Genomic DNA, 19,377 nt, shown 5'->3' with positions numbered 1-19,377 from the left:
CCTGACTGTCTATCAGGCCGCTATATGGGACACCTCGTCCGTCCCGCAAGAAAACTCGCAAAAGACCTGACCTATGGCCCTGCACATCCACGACACCCTGCGCCGTGAAAAGCGCCTGTTCACGCCGCGTGATCCGAACCGGGTGAGCCTCTATGTCTGCGGCCCGACGGTCTATGACTACGCCCACATCGGCAACGCCCGCCCGCCGGTCGTGTTCGACGTGCTGGTGCGGCTGCTGCGCCGCACCTATGGCGCCGACAAGGTGGTCTATGCCCGCAACGTCACCGACGTGGACGACAAGATCAACGCCAAGGCGGCCCGTGAGGGCGTCGCCATCGGCGAGATCACGGCCCGCTATGAAGCCGCCTATCTGGCCGACATGGGCCTGTTGAACGTCTCGCCGCCCGACATCGCCCCGCACGTCACCGACTACATCGAGGCGATCACCAAGCAGATCCAGGCCATCATCGACGCCGGCTGCGCCTATGCGGCCGAGGGTCATGTGCTGTTCGACGTGTCTTCCTATCCGTCCTACGGTGCGCTTTCGGGGCGGAACCTGGACGACATGATCGCCGGCGCCCGCGTCGAGGTCGCCCCCTATAAGAAGAACCCGCACGACTTCGTGCTGTGGAAGCCGTCCAAGGCGGACGAGCCGTCCTGGCCGTCGCCGTGGGGCGAGGGGCGTCCCGGCTGGCATATCGAATGCTCGGCCATGATCGAAGAGACGCTGGGCCTGCCCATCGACATCCACGGCGGCGGCATCGACCTGGTCTTCCCGCACCACGAGAATGAGATCGCGCAGGGCGTCTGCGCCCACGGCCATGCGCATGGCGACGACGCGCATGACGAGTACGCCCGCTACTGGATGCACAACGGCTTCCTGACCGTGGACGCCGAGAAGATGTCCAAGTCGATCGGCAACGTCCTGCTGCTGCACGATCTGGTGCAGGCCATGCCGGGCGAGGTGGTGCGCTGGGCCTTGCTGAGCGCGCATTATCGTCAGCCTCTGGACTGGAACCAGACCCTGCTGGAGCAGAGCCGCAAGAACCTGGACCGCCTCTACGGCGCCCTGCATCGGGCCGCATCGGTCGAACATTCGACGCAGGAACCTCCTGCGGAGTTCCTGAAATCCATCGAGGACGACCTGAATACGCCGGGCGCCATGGCGACCCTGTTCGCCCTGTCCAGCGAGATCGAGCGCGGCATGACGGCGGGCGATGAGGCGGCGGTGGCGACGGCCAAGGGGCAGTTGATCGCGGCGGCTTCGATCCTGGGCGTGCTTCAGGCCGATCCGGCGGAATGGTTCTCTGGCGTCGACGAAGGGCTGAAGGCCGAAGTCGAGGGGCTGCTGGAGCAGCGCGCCGCTGCGCGCACGGCCAAGAACTGGGCCGAGGCCGACCGTATCCGCGACCGGCTGAACGAACTGAACGTCGTCGTCATGGACGGGCCGCAGGGCGCGACCTGGCGAATGAAGGGGTGAACTGAAGGAACCCTCTCCCGGCGGGAGAGGGTCAGCGCGCGCGCCTGATCAACTCTTCCGCCAGCACGTCCGTCAGATAGCCGTCCGCCGTGCGCCCGTTCGCCTGTTGCCAGCGGCGCAGGGCGGCGCGGGTGTTGGAGCCGATGACGCCGTCGACGCCTTGCGTGTCGAAGCCCATGCTCGTCAGGGCCTGCTGGGCGCCGATTCTCTGATCCCGCGTCAGGGGGCCGTCGTTCGGCCATGAGGCCTTGAGGGGCGGCTTACCCGCCACCCCGTCGGCGATCATGCCGATGGCCAGCGCATAGCTGACCGAGTTGTTGTAGCGGCGGATCACATAGTGGTTGGGCAGGGCCAGGAAGGCCGGGCCCTTGGCGCCCTGCGGCAGCAGGATGGCGGCGCCCTCCGCCGCCTCGGCGCTGTTGGGCGAGGAGCCGTCGGCCAGCCGCACGCCGCGCGCGACCCAATAGGACCAGGGGTGTTTCGGCCCCTCGGCCTGGCTGTAATCGAAGTTGGAAGGCAGGGTGACCTCATAGGCCCAGCCCTGGCCGCGCTTCCAGCCCGCCTGGGCCAGCAGATTCGCCGCCGATGCCAGGGCGTCGGCGTCCGAGCCCCAGATATCGACCTTGCCGTCGCCGTTCTGGTCGACGCCCAGCTTCAGATAGTTGTCGGGCATGAACTGGGTCTGGCCCATCGCTCCGGCCCAGCTGCCCTTCAGCCCTGCGCGGTCGCGCTTGCCCGACACGACGATGTCGAGGGCGTTCTTCAACTGCTCCTCGGCCCAGGCGCGGCGACGGCCGTCATAGGCCAGGGTCGCCAGCGAGCGGATGACGTCGAAATCGCCCTGAACCTGACCGAAGGCGCTTTCCTGGGCCCAGACGCCCAGCAGGATTTCGGTCGGCACGCCGTATTTCTGGGTCACGTCCCACGGCACGCGGTCGACGCGCTGGCGGGCCATGGCGATTCGCGCCGGGGTGGTGGCGTTCTGGATGTAGACGCCGGCGGGGCGAGAAAATTCAGGTTGGTTGCGGTCCAGGCGCACGACGCTGGGATTGGGCGTCACGCCTTCCAGTTCGCGGGCGTATTCCCATTTATGCGCGCCGCCGTGGCGCTCCAGGAAGCTCTTTTTCCAGGCGTCGAAGCTGGCGTGGTCATAGGCGTCGCTGAGATCGGTCTGAGCGGGCGGCGGCATCGGGGCAGGCGTCGCGGGGGCGGGCTCGACCACGGGCGGCGGCGCCGGCTGAGGCTGCGGCGGCGTCGGGACCATAGGGGTGCAGGCGGCGACCGAACCCAACAACACAAGGCGATAAGCGATACGCATGAGCACAGGCTAACGCCCCCGAATTCCACGACCAATCACAAGCGCGCGAAGGCGAGATCAGTTTCCGTGATAAGGGTGAAAGCGCCGTTAACCCTTTTCGACAGTAGGCGGTTAAGGGGAGAGAATTTACATTGCGCCGTTCCCTGAGCACGGCCTGGTGGCGGAGGGGCGACGCGTCGGACGTGCATGTCCGGAGATCCTCCGTTCGACTCGGAGGCCAGGCCTCCAGCGGATTCCCCGCGCGGAATGTTGACGAAAGGCCAAGGCCTCTCTATACGACCGCCTCCGCCGCAGGTTCGCCCGCGGCTCTTTTGTTTTACCCGCCCTCACGGGCCTCCAAATCCGGGACGTCCGACCATGAAGGTCCGTAGCTCGCTGAAATCGCTGAAGGGTCGCCACCGCGACTGCAAGATCGTTCGTCGCAAGGGCGTTCTGTACGTCATCAACAAGACCGACCCGCGCTTCAAAGCCAAGCAAGGCTGATCAGGCGCGATCCGGCGCGCCCTGCCTGCTGAAGGCGAGGCGCGCGCCGATCGTCGGTGGATGGGATGACTATCCACAGGGCCGCGGGCGTTGTCCGCGGCTTTTTCGCGTCCGGCGTTGAGCCCTGCGCCTGCGCGTGATTAGTGATTCTTTCTCAAGCGGCCCTAACGGCCCTTGGCCTGCTTGAGGACGTGCTTAGTCGCCCTAACGGCTTTCGGCCTGTTTGAGAGCTTTATTTCTTGCCCTAACGGCCCTTGGCCTGTTTGAGGGCGCAGCCTGTTTATGAGTTCTGGAGTTCAGTCATGGACGACGCTTCCTTCGACGCCAGCCCCGACGTCCTGACCGCCACGGCCCAGGGCCGTCTGCGCTCCATCATCGAACGCCTGGAGCGCCTCGAAGAGGACAAGCAGGCCGTCATGGGCGACATGAAGGAGGTCTTCGCCGAAGCCAAGGGCGAAGGCTATGACGTCAAGGTGCTGCGCAAGGTTCTGCGCCTGCGCAAGCAGGACAAGGCCAAGCGTCAGGAAGAAGAAGCGATTCTCGACCTCTACCTCTCGGCCCTCGGCGAGATCTGAGGCGCCCGGGCTTGAAGCGGAAGCCGCCGCTCAGCCCTTATGAAATGCAGCGCGCGGCCGCCAAGCGGTCGGCGCTCAACGCCCTGAAACGCGCCCGCCGCTCGGCCGAGAAGGCGGGCGTTTCCCTGTCCGACTGGGAAGACGAGTTCCTCGATTCGGTCGACGAACGGATTCGAGAGCATGGCCGCGCCTTCGCCGATCCTGAAAAAGGCGCGCCGGGGCAGGCGCTCTCGGCCATGCAGGGCCGCAAGCTGAAAGAGATCACCGCCAAGGCCAAGGGCGAGCCGCCACGACGGCCATGGGCGCGCAAGCCCCAGACCTGAGCCCGGCCACGCCGCGGCGGCTCCGTTGCGGCCTAGCGCGCGGCGCGGGTGCCCAGCAGGCCCATGACCCTGTGAGCCATCTTGAAGCCCAGCGGGCCGATGACCAGGGTGAAGCAGAAGGCGATGGGCCAGGCCATGATAAAGGCGATGGGCCATTCGATCAGCCATTCGCGGGACGGGCCGAGCGTAATCAGGCTCATGACGCCCGACATGGAGAAGGCCATCATCATGGTGATGAAGCCCTGAGCCAGCAGAAGGATTTTTTTCTCGTTCACGTCGTTCTCGCAATTTGCGGACGGCGAACGAGAGCGAATGACCCCGCGCGCCATCCTGATCAGGTGGCGCCGCGGGTTCGCGCAAAGCTACGCGACTAAATCTCGCCTTAGCGAGGGCCGGAATAACCGCACCGGCCTGAAATCTTTTCGACGCCGCGGACGTAGCGGCGGCGACTGAACGCGTCAAGCGGAGCGGCGGGGCGAAGCCAAGAAAACAGGGGCCTGCCCGCCAGCCGGATGCCTTAAGGCAGGGCGTTCAGGCGCATGGCGTCGAAATAGGGCTGATAGGCCGCGCGCGCGGCTTCGGCTCCGGACAACTCATCCTGTTCGATGCCGATGGTCAGCGCGTAACGGCCTTTGAGCGCGCTCATCAACCCGCCGACGCGGCCTTCGGCGTCCTGGGGCTCGACACTGATGACGGCCGGTTCGCCCGTCGGGCCGTCCATCACGACCGACAGATAGTTTTCGCCGCCGATGGAGGCGACGGCGGCAGGTGAGGAGAGGGTGGCCTCGCGCATGCCCTTCGCGAGGATGACGCCGCGAGAAACGCTCTCATAAGCGGTCTTCTGCGCTGCGACGAGCAGCCCGGCCATCGGCCCGACGTCCTCGGGAATCGGCGCCTGGGCGTCGATCAGCGTAATCTTGGCGCTGGTCCCCGGCTCGCCATAGGTCATCGCGACGGAGAAGGCCTGACAGTCGACCTCGGTCAGCGGCTTGCCGGCGAGGGTCTGCGCGGCCGGCATGGCGGGCAGCAGCGGGTGATTCTCGCACTCTGGCGGCAGGGCGACAGCTTTGGCTGAGGCCGAGGTTGACGCGTCCGGCTTGGCCGCGGCGTCAGAGTTGGAGCAGGCGGCGGTCAGGGCGGCGACGGACGCCAGACTCAGGGCGACGGCGGTTTGACGAAACAAGATGGAAAACTCCCCTCCGTGAACAGGACGAAGAGGTGTGGCTTGAAACGCGCGCTGTTGGAACCCTGAACGGAAAGACCTGCGCGGTCAGCCCGCTTCCCTGACCTGTTCTTCCAGACCCTGCTCGCGGACCTTGCGGTAGAGGGTCGAGCGGCCGATGCCCAGGCGGCGGGCGATCTCTGACATGTGGCCGGCATAGACCTCGATGGCGTGCTGGATCAGGTCGCGCTCGATCTCCTCCAGCGTGCGGACATGGCCGCGCTCGTCGGTGATGCGCACCGGGCTGTCGGGCGAGCCCGAGTCGTCATGGGCGGAGGCGTCGGCGCCGCCCGTCGCCGCTCCGGACGGCGTGGCCGGCGAAACGGCGGGCGTTGAGGCCAGCGGCGCCGCGACGCCCGAAATGGCCGGGAAGTCATGCGGCTGCAGCAGCGGCGAATCGGCCAGCACCAGGGCGCGATATACGGCGTTCTCCAGCTGGCGCACGTTGCCGGGCCAGTCAAAGCCTTGCAGCAGGTTCAGGGTTTCGGCCGAGCAGCCGGTGACGCGCTTGCCTTCCTCGACGTTGAAGCGGGCGATGAAGTGGTCGACCAGAGCCGGGATGTCCTCGCGTCGTTCGCGCAGGGCCGGGGCCTCGATCGGGAAGACGTTCAGGCGATAGAAGAGATCTTCGCGGAACGCGCCCTCCTTCACCTGCTGAGCCGGGTCGCGGTTGGTGGCCGAGACGATGCGGACGTCGACCTTGACCGGGCGCTTGCCGCCGACAGGATCGACTTCGCCTTCCTGCAGGGCGCGCAGCAGCTTGACCTGCATGTCTAGCGGCAGCTCGCCGATCTCGTCCAGGAACAGGGTGCCGCCGTTGGCCTCGACGAACTTACCGGCGTGTTTTTCATGGGCGCCGGTGAAGGCGCCCTTCTCGTGGCCGAACAGGATCGACTCGACCAGATTGGCGGGCAGGGCGCCGCAGTTGACCGCGACGAAGGGCTTGCCCGCCCGCTCCGAGGCGCCGTGCAGGGCGCGCGCGATCACCTCTTTACCCACGCCGCTTTCGCCGGTGATCAGCACCGGGATGGACGAGGTGGCTGCGCGCTGGCCCAGCGCCTTGACCATGCGCATGGGCGGACTGCCGCCGACCATGTCGTCGAAGGAGGAGCGGCCTGCAGCGCGCTTTTTCAGGCGGCCGATCTCGGCGGTCAACTGGGTCATCTGCAGGGCGTTGCGCACGCCCACCAGCAGACGTTCGGGGCCGACCGGCTTGACGAAGAAATCCTGGGCGCCGGCCTGCATCGCCTTGACCACGGTCTCGATGCCGCCGTTGGCCGTCAGCACGATGACCGGCGTCGCGACGCCCGCCGTGCGCATCTCGGCCAGGGCTTCAAGGCCCGACAGGCCCGGCATGACCAGGTCCAGCAGAACCACATCGGCGCCGCCGCCCTTGGTCAGACGGTCGATCGCCTCGCCTCCGCTCTCGGCGTGGACGACCGCATAGCCTTCGCGGTCAAGCACCGCCTGGATCAGGCGGCGCTGCGTGGGATCATCGTCGACGACCAGAACGGTCTTGGCCATAGGAACACACCCTTCAACATCACCATCGAACGGCCGTCCTCATTAGGTCGGGACTGGCTCGTTTCGACACAACCCTAAAATGGAGGGAATGAAGATCGGGTTTCGGAGACCTGAGTCAGGGGTTAACGCCGGAGGGTTTTGGCGGGCAGTTGTCTTTGGGCTGGAACCGCCCGGTTTGCCCGCCCACGCCCAGATCCGGCCAAGCCGTGGCGACCGCTTCCAGATCGGGACGCTTCAGCGCCTCGCGCAGGTCGCGGCGGGCCGCGTCCGGGCCAGGGCAGTGCGCGACCTGATAGTCGCCCTGATGGACCCAGCGGTCGTCGTCGCCTTGCGCGAAGAGGGCGATATTATACGAGGACGCCAGCAGGATTTCTTCGCGGCCGTCGCCGTTCAGGTCTCGCTGGACGGCCAGGCAGTCATTTTGTTCGCTGCAGTCGTAGCGAGGGTCGCCGGCGGGCGCCGACGCCACGAAGGCCGCAGGCAGCGGCTGGTTCGCAGGCCAGGCCGCGATGGTTGGCGTGCGCGGGGGCGTCGTCGTTTCCGCCAGATCATAGCGCGAGGTCGACGCCTGGGCCGCTTTCGCGTGGCGGGCGATCTCGGCGTCGGAGGACTTCGCCAGTTCGGCCAGGGCGGCGCGTCCCGCCTTGCCTGCATCATAGCGCAGGAAGACGTAGTCGAACCGGGCCGCGCTGACGACGCCGCGCTTCAGCCGCGCCATCTGGTCGTTGACCGACAGGCGGGCCGGATCGGCCACAGGGCTGAACAGAGCCAGGATGACCAGCACGGTCAGGATGGCGGCCAGGATGTTGGTGCGCTCCAGCGGCTTCATCCACGCGGTCTTGCGCCACAGCGGCGACAGCGCCGCCCAGCCGTAGCCGACGGCGTAGAGCAGGCCGACCAGCGCACAGGCTGAGGCGATGATGCGGTCGGGCGTCAGGCCGTGCTGGCCGATACGCAGCGAAAGACCCCAGATCGCGATCAGGATCAGCGGCGTCAGCAGCACGGCGGCGACGCGCACGGCGATCCGCAGCGCGGCGGGCGGCAGATTATCCTCGCGGCCGTCCTGATAGGCGGTGTTGATCAGCACGATGAGGGCGGCGGCCGCCGACAGCACCAGGGCCGTGGCGCTGCCCGTCTTCCACAGCCCGTCCAGTCCGGTGAAGGGCAGGGCGGCCAGGAAACCCGCGACCAGGACGGTGATGACCAGCAGCAGCCAGGACAGCAGCATCAGCGCCACCGTCCGCACGCCCCGGATCAGCCCGCCGCGCACGTCGGTCAACTGCACCGCCACCGCGAAGACCAGGCAGGAGACGGGGATGGAGAACCACTTCTCATCGATCAGATCGGCCAGGAAGCTGAGGCCGATGACGCGGAACAGGGCAGCGCCCAGGAACAGCAGCAACCAGAATGCGCCGGTGAAGCCCAGCGACAGCGCCAGCTGCACCCCGGCCTTCCACGCCGTGTCGAAATAGTCGTCGAAATCGGCGATCCAGCGATGGCTCTGGATGGCTGGCGTGATCAGGTGGTGGGCGATGAACAGGGCGGCCGCCGCGAAGGCGACGACCGGGAAGCGCAGATAGGGCGGGTGGAAATAGTCGCGCGCCTGTTGGGCCGCGTCGTGCCAGCCCAGCAAGGCCAGGATCATCGCCGCCACCGCCCCCCACAGCGAAAGCGCCTTCCATCCCATCCGCCCCACGCCCGCTAGCAGCATCACCGGCGTGAACAAGGCCGCCAGCACCAGGGCGGCGAACAGCGGCGGCTGGGTAGCGGGCCAGGACAGCCCCTCCGCCTGCGCCGCAGACCGATACAGCAGATACAGGAGCACGCCCTGCGCCAGCCCGATGCCGATACGAATGGCGGCGAGCCCGCGCGCGCCGTCCAGCGAGGCGCGGCCAGTGGGATCGGGAGCGGATTGAGTCATAGGCGCCTCTTGCTGATGCGCGGCGATGTTGGACTGGCGACGGGCGCTGCGTCCACTCTCTCCCGCCGTAAGGCGACCGGCGGCTTGCATCGCGCCCTTGGCCTCCCCACAACCAAACCTATGAACGCCCCCGTCAAACCGACCGAATTCGCCGACGCCCCTTTGTGGGACCTGTCCGACCTTTACGCCTCGCGCGAAGACCCGCGCATCGCCGCCGATCTGGAGCGCGCAAAGGCGTTGGTGGAGCGGATGAACGCCTTCCAGGGGCGGCTGGCCGCCCTGTCGGGCGCCGAGTTGGGCCGCGCGCTGGACGAGACGATCGGGCTTTACGAACAGGCGGCGGACGTGATGGGAGGCTTGGGCGCCTACGCCTTCCTGGCCGCCTCGACCAACCGCGAAGACGCGGCGGCGCAAGGGTTCGAGGCCGATGTGCGCGAGAAGCTGACCGTCATCGCCACGCCGACCGTCTGGCTGACGCTGGAGATCAACGCCCTGGACGAGGCGGCGGTGGAGGCGGCGCTGGCGGCTCATGCGCCGGCGGCGCGCTGGGCGCCGTGGCTGCGCCGGTTGCGGGCGATGAAGCCGCATGAGCTGTCGGCCGAACTGGAGACCTTCATCGCCGAGCGCGGCCCCATCCAGGCCCAATGGCCGCGCCTGTTCGACGAGACCCTGGCCGTACTGCGCGCCTCGGTGGGCGAGGAAGAACTGACTTTGGCCGAGGGGCTGAACCGACTGACCGACGCGGACGCGGCCAAGCGTCAGGCGGCGGGCGAGGGCCTGTCGGCAGCCTTCTCCGGCATCGCCCGGACCATGGCCATGGTGCTGAACACCGTCGCCGCCGAAAAGGCGCTGGAGGATCGCAAGCGCGGCTTCAAACGTCCCGCCGACAGCCGCCACCTGGGCAACGAAGTCGACGGCGAGAGCGTGGACGCCATGGCCGAGGCCGTGGCGCAGGCCTATCCGCGCCTGTCGCACCGCTATTATGCGCTGAAGGCCAAGGCGATGGGCCAGGACAGGCTCGCCCACTGGGATCGCAACGCCCCGATCGAGGCGGCGGCGTCGCGCGCCTATGACTGGGCGGGCGGGCGCGAGGTGGTGCTGTCCAGCTTCGCCGACCTGGGCGGCGACTTCGCCGAGCGGGCGGGCTGGTTCTTCGACCGGCCGTGGATCGACGCGCGGGCGCGAGCGGGCAAGCAGTCCGGCGCCTACGCCCACCCGGTGACGGCGGATCGCCACCCCTATGTCTTTTTGAACTGGATGGGCGAGCGGCGCGACGTGCTGACGCTGGCGCACGAGCTGGGTCACGGCGTGCACCAGACGCTGGCGGCGGGGCAGGGGTCGCTGCTGGCCGACACGCCGCTGACGCTGGCCGAGACGGCGTCGATCTTCGCCGAGGGCCTGACCTTCGACCGCCTGCTGGCCCAGGCGACGCCGGACGAGCAGCGCGCCCTGCTGGCGGGCCGGATCGAGGACGGGCTGAACACGGTGGTGCGCCAGATCGCCTTCCACCGCTTCGAGACGCGCTTCCACGACGAGCGGACGGCGGGCGAGGTCCCGGTCGAGCGCATCCGCGAAATCTGGATGGAGGAGCTGGGCGCCAGCCTCGGCCCGTCCGTCGATCTGAGCGGCTATGAGGACTGGTGGGCCTATGTCAGCCACTTCGTCCACGCGCCCTTCTATGTCTATGCCTACGCCTTCGGCGACCTGCTGGTGGCGGCGCTGATGGAGACCCGGGCCAAGGACCCGGCGGCCTTTACGCCCTTGTATCGCGACCTGCTGTCGGGCGGCGGCGCGCGGACCTATGTCGAGGCGCTGAAGCCGTTCGGCCTGAACCCGCGCGACCCGGCCTTCTGGACCATTGGGACAAAGCGGCTGGAAGGCCTGATCGATCGGTTCGAGGCGCTGGGCTGACGGGAATGCGTTGACAGGCCGGGCGAGGCGTTGAAGCGTGGCCGCATGAAAATCGCGTCCCGCATTCTCTTTGTCGCCGCCGTCCTGTCCCTGCCGGCGACGGCCTTCGCCCAGGCCGAGCCTTCGGCCAATCACCGCGCCCTGGCGGCCGGCTACAAGGCTCTGACGGTGTGCAGCGCCGTGCATACGGCGGGGGCCGCAGGGGCCGAACGGACCGTGGCCAGCGTCGAGGCGAACGAACTGGTCGGGATCTATCCCGAAATCCAGCCGCTGGTCGCCGCCATGACGGCCGAGATGGCCGGGAACACGGTCGCCGTCGCCTGGGATCAGGCCGCCCCGCCGCGCGTGGCGACCTGGACCGACGGGCGCGGCTGCGTCATCGAGCCGATGGGCTATGTGTCGGGCGCTGCGCCTGAACGGGCCCCGCTGGCGCGCCGGGCTTCAGCGCCGGACATGCCGACCGCGCGACCCAAGGGGAACGCCCGTGCGCTGGAGGCCGCCGTCGGCCGCGCCTTCGATCAGGGCTTCGGCGCGGGGACCAACACCACCGGCGTGGTGGTGATGCAGGGCGGCCAGCGGGTGGCGGAACGCTATGCGCCCGACTTTGGCCCGAACACGCCCCAGCGCACCTGGTCGGTGGCCAAGAGCCTGGCCGGAACCGTCATCGGCGCGGCGGTCCAGCGCGGCGAACTGGATGTGAAGGCGCCCGCCTCCATCCCGAACTGGCGCACGTCGGGCGACCCGCGCGCGGCCATCACCGTCGACGCCCTGATGCGGATGTCGTCGGGACTGACCAGCGACACGGCGGGCAACCGCACCGACGCCCTGTATTTCGGGGGCGTGGCCGTGGACGAGCAGGCGCCGGGCTGGCCGCTGCTGGCGCCGGTGGGGACGGTCTATCGCTACGCCAACAACGACACCCTGCTGGCGACTATGGCGGCGGCCCCGGGCTTCGCCGCCCATCCGCCTGCCGAACTGTTCGACGCGCTGGGCATGACGCACACTTGGGCCGAGACCGACTGGCGCGGCAACTACATCCTGTCGAGCCAGGTCTGGACCACGGCGCGCGATCTGGCGCGTCTCGGCCAACTGTATCTGCAGGACGGGGTGTGGGAGGGCGAGCGCATCCTGCCGCAGGGCTGGCGCGACTATGTGACCGCGCCTTCCGGGCCGCAGCCGCCGACGGGCGACTTCGGCTATGGCGCGACCTTCTGGCTGATGAACCGCTCCGAAGGCGTGCCCGCCGACGCCTTCGCCGCCTTCGGCAACCGGGGCCAGTATGTGGTGATCGTGCCCAGTCGCGACGTCGTCATCGTGCGGCGCGGCGAAGACCCGGCGGGCAAGCCGTTCGACGTCGCCGCCTTCGCCCGCGCGGTGCTTGAAAGCCTCGACTGAGGCGCTTGAGGCCCCACGGACTTGAGCCGCGCGCAGGCCTCGCTATAAGAGCCGTCGAAATCCCGACTCTTTTTTGGAAGACCCCATGGCCGACCAGCACGCTGAAGCGACCGCCCCCCACGTCCACGGGGAAATGAACATCTCCGAACAGGCCTGGACCTGGGCTCTGTTCCTGGGCCTGACCAAGTGGGTGTCGCTGGCCACGGCGGTCACGATCCTGTTCCTGACGGTGTGGTTCGGCGTGGGCGCTGGCTTCGTCCCGGCCTTCATCGTCTCGGTGGTGGTGTCGGTCGTCGGCTTCTTCATGCTGAAGACCAAGAAAGCCCACTAAGCCCGGTCTTCCGGACTGAAGTGATTGAAAGGCCCGTCGGCGCGTCCGGCGGGCTTTTTGCTTGCGCGTCATGCGCCTTGGGTGGTCGAAACTTCCTGTGTTGGCCGCGCGGCTAGCCAAGGAGGCAAGAAAATCGCCCCCGTCGCAGACGCGCCTTTGACGCCCGCTTCGGCTTCAGCCTAACGTCGGTTCGACCCTGGGGAGTGGGAGGGATTCGCTTGGCTGTCGCCATCGCCGTGACCCGCGAACGCCGTGAAGGCGAAACGCGCTGCGCTGCAACGCCGGAGACGGTGAAGAAGCTTATCGCCCTGGGGGCCACAGTCAGCGTGGAGGCCGGGACGGGCCTGGGCTCCTCCATTCCCGACGGCGACTACGCCGAGGCTGGCGCCAGCGTGAAGTCCGACCTGTCGGCGGCTCTGGCCGGGGCGGACGTGCTGCTGAAGGTGCGCGGACCCACGGCGTCCGAGATCAGCGCCCTGAAGCCCGGCGCGGTGGTCGTCAGCCTGCTGGACGCCTGGCGCGACAAGGCGACCGTCGAGGCGTTGAGGGGCGCGCAGGCCACCGCCTTCGCCATGGAGTTCGTGCCGCGCATCACCCGCGCCCAGGTCATGGACGTCCTGTCGTCCCAGGCCAACCTGGCTGGATACCGGGCGGTGATCGAGGCGGCCTACGCCTATGGCAAGGGCTTCCCCATGATGATGACGGCCGCCGGGACGGTGGCCGCCGCCAAGACCTTCGTCATGGGCGCGGGGGTCGCGGGGCTGCAGGCCATCGCCACGGCGCGGCGCCTGGGGGCGGTGGTCACGGCGACTGATGTGCGCCCCGCCGCCAAGGAACAGGTCGAGAGCCTGGGCGCCAAATTCGTCGCCGTCGAGGACGAGGAGTTCAAGGCGGCCGAGACGGCGGGCGGCTACGCCAAGGCCATGTCGGCCGAGTATCAGGCCAAGCAGGCGGACCTGACCGCCGCCCATATCGTCAAACAAGACATCGTCATCACAACGGCGCTGATTCCCGGCCGCCCGGCGCCCAAGCTGGTGACGGCGGCGCACGTCGCCTCGATGAAGCCCGGCTCGGTCATCGTCGACCTGGCGGTTGAGGCCGGCGGCAATGTCGAAGGCTCAAAGCCCAATGAGGTGGTGACCACGGCCAATGGGGTGAAGATTGTCGGCTGGAGCAACATGCCCGGCCGCATCGCGGCGGACGCCAGCGCCCTTTACGCCCGCAACCTCGTCGCCTTCCTGGGGTTGATGATCAAGGACGGCGCCCTGTCGGTCGATCTGGAGGAGGAGATCCTCAAGGCCGCCGTCGTCACCCACGGCGGCGCCGTGGTGCATGAAGGAGTGAGAGGCTGATGGAACACGTCGACCCCACCGTCTTCCGTCTGGCGATCTTCGTTCTGTCGATCTTCGTCGGCTACTATGTCGTCTGGAGCGTGACGCCCGCGCTGCACACGCCCCTGATGGCCGTGACCAACGCCATTTCCAGCGTCATCATCGTCGGCGGCCTGATCGCAGCGGCGGCGATGAGCGCCCAGGCGGGCGGGCCGAACGCCTGGATCGCCAAGGGCGCGGGCGTGGCCGCCGTGACGCTGGCCAGCGTCAACATCTTCGGCGGTTTCATGGTCACGCGCCGGATGCTGGCCATGTACAAGAAGAAGGAAAGGCCCAAGGCCTCGTGAGTTTGTCCCCCTATCTGTTGGCCTTTTACGCCTCCTGGATCATCACCGGTCTGGGCGTGGCGCTGTGGATCGTGAGCTGGGTGCGGATCAAGGATCCCATCGGGCGGCTGCGGTTCCAGGACTGCGGCGTGGTGATGGTGTTCGCCGCCGTGCTGACGCGCATCATCATTCAGGATCGTGAGATGACGGTCTTCGACTGGGCGATGATGCTGCTGGGCCCTCTTTTCATCGCGGCCGCGCTGTGGCGCCTGTCGCGCACTCAATCCGTCAAACGCTAACCCAACGAAGAGTATCGCGTGATGAAAGCTTCCCTGATTTCCGCATTGTTCCTGTCGGCCGTCGTTTTCGCCGCTGGCGCCGCCTCGGCTCAGTCGAGCCGCGAGGTGGGCAACAACCCCTATAGCGGCCTGCACTGGTCCGTCGTCGCCCCGCAGGGCGCCAGCTGGGCGCTGGAGTGCGGCTTCACGCCGGTGACGATCCGGGGCGTCCACATGAACCGCATCAACCACACCGGCTCGGGCCGGATGGCCGGTCGCCTGCCCGGCGACAACGGCCGCTGCAAGGTGACCAAGACCGGCGGCGAGGGGCCCGTCGGTCTGGCTGTGGTCAAGAACGGTCAGGCCACCGCGGCGGGCACCAACGGCGGCGCGCCCGCCATCGTCAACGTTTTCTGATTCAGGACTGAAAGAGGGGGAGGGGGATGAACGCATCCATCGCGGCGCTGGCCTATCTGGCGGCGGGGGTTCTGTTCATCCTCTCTCTTAGGGGCCTGTCCAGCCCCGAGACCAGCCGACGGGGCAATACGCTGGGCATGGTCGGCATGGCCCTGGCCGTCGGCGTCACCCTGCTGACGCTGGGCGCCTCGGGGGCGCTGGACCCGCTCACGCTGGCCCTGATCGCGGGCGGGGTCGTGGTCGGCGGCGGCGCGGGCGCGGTGATCGCCAACCGCGTGCCGATGACGGCCATGCCGCAGTTGGTGGCGGCGTTTCACTCCCTCGTCGGGCTGGCCGCCTGTCTGGTCGCGGTGGGGGCGGTCTATGCGCCCGACGCCTTCGGCATCGTCACCGCCAGCGGCGGGATCAAGACCCTGTCCATCGTCGAACTGAGCCTGGGCGTCGCCATCGGGGCCGTCACCTTCACCGGCTCGGTCATCGCCTTCGCCAAGCTGGATGGGCGGATGAGCGGGGCGCCGATCCTGCTGCCCGCGCGGCACCTGATCAACATCGCGCTGGCTCTGGCCCTGGTCTTCCTGATCGGCATCCTGATCGGCACGGGCGGGACGGCGGTCTGGGCCTTCTGGGGCGTGTTCGCCATCGCCCTGATCCTGGGCGCGACCCTGATCATCCCCATCGGCGGGGCCGACATGCCGGTGGTGGTGTCCATGCTGAACTCCTACTCCGGCTGGGCGGCGGCGGCGCTGGGCTTCACGCTGGAGAACATCGCCCTGATCATCACCGGCGCCCTGGTCGGGTCGTCAGGCGCCATCCTCAGCTACATCATGTGCAAGGGGATGAACCGCAGCTTCGTCAGCGTCATCCTGGGCGGCTTCGGCGCCGAGGCGGGCGCGGCGGCGGGCGGCGGGGCGGTCGAGACGCGGCCGGTCAAACAGGGCTCGGCCGAGGACGCCGCCTTCATCATGAAGAACGCGTCGAAGGTCATCATCGTGCCCGGCTACGGCATGGCGGTGGCCCAGGCCCAGCACGCCCTGCGCGAAATGGCCGACACGCTGAAGGAAGAAGGCGTCGAGGTGAAATACGCCATCCACCCCGTCGCGGGCCGAATGCCGGGCCACATGAACGTCCTCTTGGCAGAAGCAAGCGTCCCCTATGACGAGGTGTTCGAGTTGGAGGACATCAACAGCGAGTTCGCCTCGGCCGACGTCGCCTTCGTCATCGGCGCCAACGACGTGACCAACCCGGCCGCCAAGACCGATCCGCAGTCGCCCATCTACGGCATGCCGGTTCTGGATGTGGAGAAGGCGGGCACCGTCCTGTTCATCAAGCGGTCGATGGGCAGCGGCTATGCCGGCGTCGAGAACGAGCTGTTCTTCCGCGACAACACCATGATGCTGTTCGCCGACGCCAAGAAGATGGTCGAGGGGATCGTGAAGGCGCTTTGAGTGCGCGCGCATCGTCGCGAGCGGCGCCGCCTATTGCGGCTGTTCAGGCGGTGATGCAGGCGGCGGTTCGTCGTCGGCCGGGCAGGCGCCGTAGGCCTCGTTGTAGGGGCGATCGAAGCAGGCGATGAACCCGTCCAGAACGCTGAGATTGGCGGGCCACGTCAGCTCGAACCCGTATTGGGCTTTGAACCGCCGGGCGGCGTCATCAAACTCGGGCGGTTTGGGCAGGGCGGCCAGCCGCTCTCGCGCTGCCAGCAGGCCTGATCGGTCCTGATGCAGGAAGGCGATGGTTCCCAACGCATAGTCGGAAAAACCGCTGCGGGACATTTCCGGATTCACCCCGGCCATCATCAGCCGCGTCGCCGCATTCGTTTGACCCAGCCCGGCGCGCAATTGCCCCTCGTGCCAATAGTTGAGGTGGAGCTCGCCCGGCGTCAGCTCGCCCCAGCGCGCCTTGCGGTAGCTGGCCAGCAGATCGGCGGCGACCTCGGCGCACTCCGGCTTTTCGCCTAACGGGCGCCAGCCGCCTTCCAGATCCTGATCAAAGTCCGCAGGCGACAGCGCCAGAAGCGCAGCGCGGTCATGGGCGCATGTGTCGCTGGCGGCGGCAGGGGCCGCCTGAGCGAGCGCCAAGGAAATCAGAACCATCAACATTTCAGACTCCCCGAATGCTCGATCATGAAAACGACGTTCTGCGGCTGAAATGTGTCTGATGCGCGGGGGCATTGGCGAGGGAGGCGAACAGCGGCATTTAGCGCTGCTGGCGAACATCGGGAGCGGGCGAGTAGGCGTGGATTTCACGGTCGAGGAAGTCATCGACAACCTGGGGCTGCGAGCCCTGGGCGATGGCGCTTGGGGGCGTGTGATGGGAGAGGAAGGGGGCGCTGTGCAGAACGGCGTGGTCAGCGCCTATCGCCTGATCACGACCGAGACGCCGTGCGACTGGCGTGTGGTCGAGGCGGAGGAGCTTTGGACCGCCTATATGGGCGCGGCGCTGGAGCTTGAACTGGCGAGCGAAGCAGGCGTGCGGTTGGAAACGCTGACGGCCGGATCGGGCCGCTGGCTCACGGTTCCTGAAGGCGGCTGGATTCGGACGCGGGCGATCGGCGGATGGTGTCTGGCGGGGCGGATCGGACCGGTGCAGGGTGACGGGCTGTCCTGAAGCGGAGGCCGGGAATGAGCGAACCTAAGACCAAGCCCACCGACGCCTCGGTCGATGATTTTCTGGCGGCGCTCGAACCGGCGCGGCGACGCGAAGAAGGACGCACGCTGTGCGCTCTGATGCGAGAAGTGTCAGGCGAGGCGCCGGTGATGTGGGGGCCGTCGATCGTCGGTTTCGGTCGCTACGCCAACGTCACCGGAACCGGAAAAAGCGCCGACTGGCCTCGCATGGGGTTTTCGCCCCGCAAGACGGCCCTCACGCTTTATCTCGCCTCGACGCCCCGGACCGAGGCGATGCTGGCGAAGCTGGGGCCGCACACGACGAGCGTGGCGTGCCTGTACATCAAGCGGCTGGATCGGGCTGACATGGACGTGCTGCGCGAGCTCTGCGCCGCCAGCTGGGACGAGATGAGACGCTGCTATCCCTGATTGGCTTGCCGGCGCGCGCGAAGGGCCTATAGCGGATTCATGCGCACTTTTCTGATCGCCGCCTCCGCCCTCCTGTCCGCCTGCGCCCTGGCGCCGCTGGCCGCTGCTCAGACGCCGGTTCAGCCGGTCGACCTGCTGCTGACCTCTGCCACGGTGGTGGATGTCGAGAAGGGGTCGACCACGCGGGATCAACTGGTGGCCCTGCGCGGTGGCGACATCGTGGCTGTGGGCCCCGAGGGCGAGGCGGGCCGCTATCAGGCCGCGCGGACGCTGGATCTGGGCGACCGCTACGTCATGCCGGGCCTGTGGGACATGCATGTCCACTTCGGCGGCGGCGAGCCTCTGATCGAGGAGAACGCCGAACTGATGCCGCTGTTTGTGATCAACGGCGTGGTCGCGGTGCGCGACGCGGCGGGCGATCTGGCGCAGCAGGTGCTGGACTGGCGTGATGCGCCGCCAAGCCCGGACAGTCCGCGCATCTTCACCTCCGGCCCCAAGATCGAGGGCATCGCCCCCGTCTGGAAGGGCGTGATCGAAACGGGCAGCGAGGCGGACGTGGACGCGGCCCTGGACCGGCTGCAGGCCCTGCGCGTCGACTTCGTCAAGATCACCGATAACACCCTGAAGCCGGAGCTTTTCCTCTACGCCGTGCGCGAGGCGAAGAAGCGGGGCATGAAGACGTCGGCGCACATCCCGGCCAGCATCACCGTGCTGGAGGCCGCCGAGGCGGGCCTGTCGTCGATTGAGCATCTGGACTACGCCATGAAGGCGGGCTCGAAGGATGAGGCGGCCATCGCCGCCGACTATCTGGCGGGCAAATACACCTACGCCCAGACCATGCGGCGTTACGCCGACACCTTCGACACGGAGACGGCGCGGCGGGTCTATGCGCGGCTGAGGGAGCTGGGCACGGCAGTGTCGCCGACCCTCTACGGTTCGACCACGCTGGCGAACCTCGATCTGGACGACCACTCGCACGACGAGGGCCTGGCCTATGTCGGGCCGGGTATCCGGGCGACCTATGACTGGCGCATCCAGCGCGCGGCGCAGGCCACGCCGCAGCAGGTCGCGGACCGCCACTTCGTCAAGGACGTCACCGCGCGCACCCTGCCCATGCTGCGCGACGCGGGCGTGACCATCCTGACCGGGACGGTCGCGGGCTTCTTGAACTCGTTCAACTATCCGGGCTTCTCGCTGCACAACGAGCTGGAGCTCTATGTGGAGTTGGGCCTGACGCCGCGCGAGGCCTTGATGGGCTCGGTCGTGGACGGGCCGCGCTTCCTCAATCAGGGCGAGCGTTACGGCGCCGTGGCGGCGGGCAAGTCGGCGGACCTGCTGGTGCTGGACGCCGATCCCCTGAAGGACGTCAGCGCCACCCGGAGCGCCGAGGCCGTGGTGCTGCGCGGTCGCCTGATCGATGCGGCCGAACTGGAGCGGATGCGGGCCGAAATCCGCGCTCGGGTCGCGGCGCGCAACGCCAGCTTCACGCCTTCGCCGGCGTCCTGAT

The 19,377-nt window shown here is 67.9% G+C and carries 21 protein-coding genes; 15 read left to right on the top strand and 6 right to left on the bottom strand.

The genetic code is table 11. The features are described from left to right. Positions 1-73: 73 nt before the first annotated feature. Positions 74-1,480 carry a cysteine--tRNA ligase gene (cysS, locus tag H9656_RS06395; RefSeq protein ID WP_191743341.1) on the top strand — a complete coding sequence of 469 codons (1,407 nt, stop codon included), beginning with the start codon at positions 74-76 and terminating at the stop codon, positions 1,478-1,480. Between the two features lie 31 nt (positions 1,481-1,511). Here the strand turns inward: cysS and H9656_RS06390 are convergent, their stop codons facing one another. Continuing rightward, positions 1,512-2,798, bottom strand: coding sequence for a lytic murein transglycosylase (locus H9656_RS06390; RefSeq protein WP_191743340.1), 1,287 nt, complete (start codon positions 2,796-2,798; stop codon positions 1,512-1,514). A gap of 357 nt (positions 2,799-3,155) precedes the next feature. On the opposite strand from H9656_RS06390, the gene ykgO reads away from it, so the two are divergent. The 3 genes from ykgO (at position 3,156) to H9656_RS06375 (ending at position 4,179) form a co-directional block, all read left to right on the top strand. Further along, positions 3,156-3,281, top strand: coding sequence for a type B 50S ribosomal protein L36 (ykgO, locus tag H9656_RS06385; RefSeq protein WP_003165750.1), 126 nt, complete (start codon positions 3,156-3,158; stop codon positions 3,279-3,281). 302 nt (positions 3,282-3,583) lie between these two features. After that, positions 3,584-3,856: a DUF2312 domain-containing protein gene (locus H9656_RS06380; protein ID WP_024353345.1), complete on the top strand. Its 273-nt coding sequence runs from the start codon at positions 3,584-3,586 to the stop codon at positions 3,854-3,856. A gap of 11 nt (positions 3,857-3,867) precedes the next feature. Then, positions 3,868-4,179, top strand: a complete 312-nt coding sequence (locus H9656_RS06375) for a hypothetical protein (protein ID WP_404821544.1) — start codon at positions 3,868-3,870, stop codon at positions 4,177-4,179. A 32-nt stretch (positions 4,180-4,211) separates the two neighbouring features. Here H9656_RS06375 and H9656_RS06370 read toward each other — a convergent pair whose 3' ends face one another. The 4 genes from H9656_RS06370 to H9656_RS06355 form a co-directional block, all read right to left on the bottom strand. Further along, entirely contained in the window at positions 4,212-4,454 is a 243-nt protein-coding gene (locus tag H9656_RS06370) for a DUF2798 domain-containing protein (protein ID WP_191743339.1), read from the bottom strand. A 242-nt stretch (positions 4,455-4,696) separates the two neighbouring features. Further along, a complete protein-coding gene (locus H9656_RS06365; protein WP_225212250.1) occupies positions 4,697-5,362 on the bottom strand; it encodes a hypothetical protein in 666 nt (221 codons plus the stop codon). A gap of 87 nt (positions 5,363-5,449) precedes the next feature. After that, positions 5,450-6,925, bottom strand: coding sequence for a sigma-54-dependent transcriptional regulator (locus H9656_RS06360; protein WP_191743338.1), 1,476 nt, complete (start codon positions 6,923-6,925; stop codon positions 5,450-5,452). A gap of 115 nt (positions 6,926-7,040) precedes the next feature. Next, the gene (locus H9656_RS06355) at positions 7,041-8,846 is read right to left on the bottom strand and encodes a DUF4153 domain-containing protein (RefSeq protein ID WP_191743337.1); all 1,806 of its coding nucleotides are present in this window, start codon (positions 8,844-8,846) and stop codon (positions 7,041-7,043) included. 120 nt (positions 8,847-8,966) lie between these two features. Here H9656_RS06355 and H9656_RS06350 point away from each other — a divergent pair, with 120 nt between their 5' ends. The 8 genes from H9656_RS06350 (at position 8,967) to H9656_RS06315 (ending at position 16,280) form a co-directional block, all read left to right on the top strand. After that, positions 8,967-10,757 carry a M3 family oligoendopeptidase gene (locus H9656_RS06350; protein ID WP_191743336.1) on the top strand — a complete coding sequence of 597 codons (1,791 nt, stop codon included), beginning with the start codon at positions 8,967-8,969 and terminating at the stop codon, positions 10,755-10,757. A 45-nt stretch (positions 10,758-10,802) separates the two neighbouring features. Next, a complete protein-coding gene (locus H9656_RS06345; protein WP_191743335.1) occupies positions 10,803-12,152 on the top strand; it encodes a serine hydrolase domain-containing protein in 1,350 nt (449 codons plus the stop codon). Between the two features lie 85 nt (positions 12,153-12,237). Next, positions 12,238-12,483, top strand: coding sequence for an aa3-type cytochrome c oxidase subunit IV (locus H9656_RS06340; RefSeq protein ID WP_191743334.1), 246 nt, complete (start codon positions 12,238-12,240; stop codon positions 12,481-12,483). Between the two features lie 218 nt (positions 12,484-12,701). Continuing rightward, positions 12,702-13,835: a Re/Si-specific NAD(P)(+) transhydrogenase subunit alpha gene (locus H9656_RS06335; protein WP_191743333.1), complete on the top strand. Its 1,134-nt coding sequence runs from the start codon at positions 12,702-12,704 to the stop codon at positions 13,833-13,835. Continuing rightward, complete coding sequence (locus H9656_RS06330) at positions 13,835-14,161, top strand: NAD(P) transhydrogenase subunit alpha (RefSeq protein ID WP_024353336.1); 327 nt, start codon at positions 13,835-13,837, stop codon at positions 14,159-14,161. The genes H9656_RS06335 and H9656_RS06330 overlap by 1 nt, the downstream gene beginning before the upstream one ends. Next, positions 14,158-14,439: a hypothetical protein gene (locus H9656_RS06325; protein ID WP_191743332.1), complete on the top strand. Its 282-nt coding sequence runs from the start codon at positions 14,158-14,160 to the stop codon at positions 14,437-14,439. Before H9656_RS06330 ends, H9656_RS06325 begins: the two co-directional genes overlap by 4 nt. A 21-nt stretch (positions 14,440-14,460) precedes the next feature. Next, positions 14,461-14,835 carry a hypothetical protein gene (locus tag H9656_RS06320; RefSeq protein WP_191743768.1) on the top strand — a complete coding sequence of 125 codons (375 nt, stop codon included), beginning with the start codon at positions 14,461-14,463 and terminating at the stop codon, positions 14,833-14,835. Positions 14,836-14,861: 26 nt separating this feature from the next. Beyond that, the gene (locus H9656_RS06315; protein ID WP_191743331.1) at positions 14,862-16,280 is read left to right on the top strand and encodes an NAD(P)(+) transhydrogenase (Re/Si-specific) subunit beta; all 1,419 of its coding nucleotides are present in this window, start codon (positions 14,862-14,864) and stop codon (positions 16,278-16,280) included. A gap of 30 nt (positions 16,281-16,310) precedes the next feature. Here H9656_RS06315 and H9656_RS06310 read toward each other — a convergent pair whose 3' ends face one another. Then, positions 16,311-16,934: a hypothetical protein gene (locus tag H9656_RS06310; RefSeq protein WP_191743330.1), complete on the bottom strand. Its 624-nt coding sequence runs from the start codon at positions 16,932-16,934 to the stop codon at positions 16,311-16,313. 136 nt (positions 16,935-17,070) lie between these two features. Here H9656_RS06310 and H9656_RS06305 point away from each other — a divergent pair, with 136 nt between their 5' ends. Genes H9656_RS06305 through H9656_RS06295 form a run of 3 tightly spaced genes read left to right on the top strand, consistent with a single transcriptional unit; the run spans position 17,071 to position 19,376 of the window. Further along, complete coding sequence (locus H9656_RS06305; RefSeq protein WP_191743329.1) at positions 17,071-17,442, top strand: cupin domain-containing protein; 372 nt, start codon at positions 17,071-17,073, stop codon at positions 17,440-17,442. 14 nt (positions 17,443-17,456) lie between these two features. Then, the gene (locus H9656_RS06300) at positions 17,457-17,870 is read left to right on the top strand and encodes a DUF1801 domain-containing protein (RefSeq protein ID WP_191743328.1); all 414 of its coding nucleotides are present in this window, start codon (positions 17,457-17,459) and stop codon (positions 17,868-17,870) included. A 39-nt stretch (positions 17,871-17,909) separates the two neighbouring features. Beyond that, positions 17,910-19,376, top strand: a complete 1,467-nt coding sequence (locus H9656_RS06295) for an amidohydrolase family protein (RefSeq protein WP_191743327.1) — start codon at positions 17,910-17,912, stop codon at positions 19,374-19,376. Position 19,377: the final 1 nt, after the last annotated feature.

The sequence above is a fragment of the Brevundimonas guildfordensis genome (assembly GCF_014836405.1).
Classification (GTDB): Bacteria; Pseudomonadota; Alphaproteobacteria; order Caulobacterales; family Caulobacteraceae; genus Brevundimonas; species Brevundimonas guildfordensis.
The sequence above is the reverse complement of the archived record's forward strand: the minus strand, read 5'-3'. Positions and strand labels throughout refer to the sequence as shown.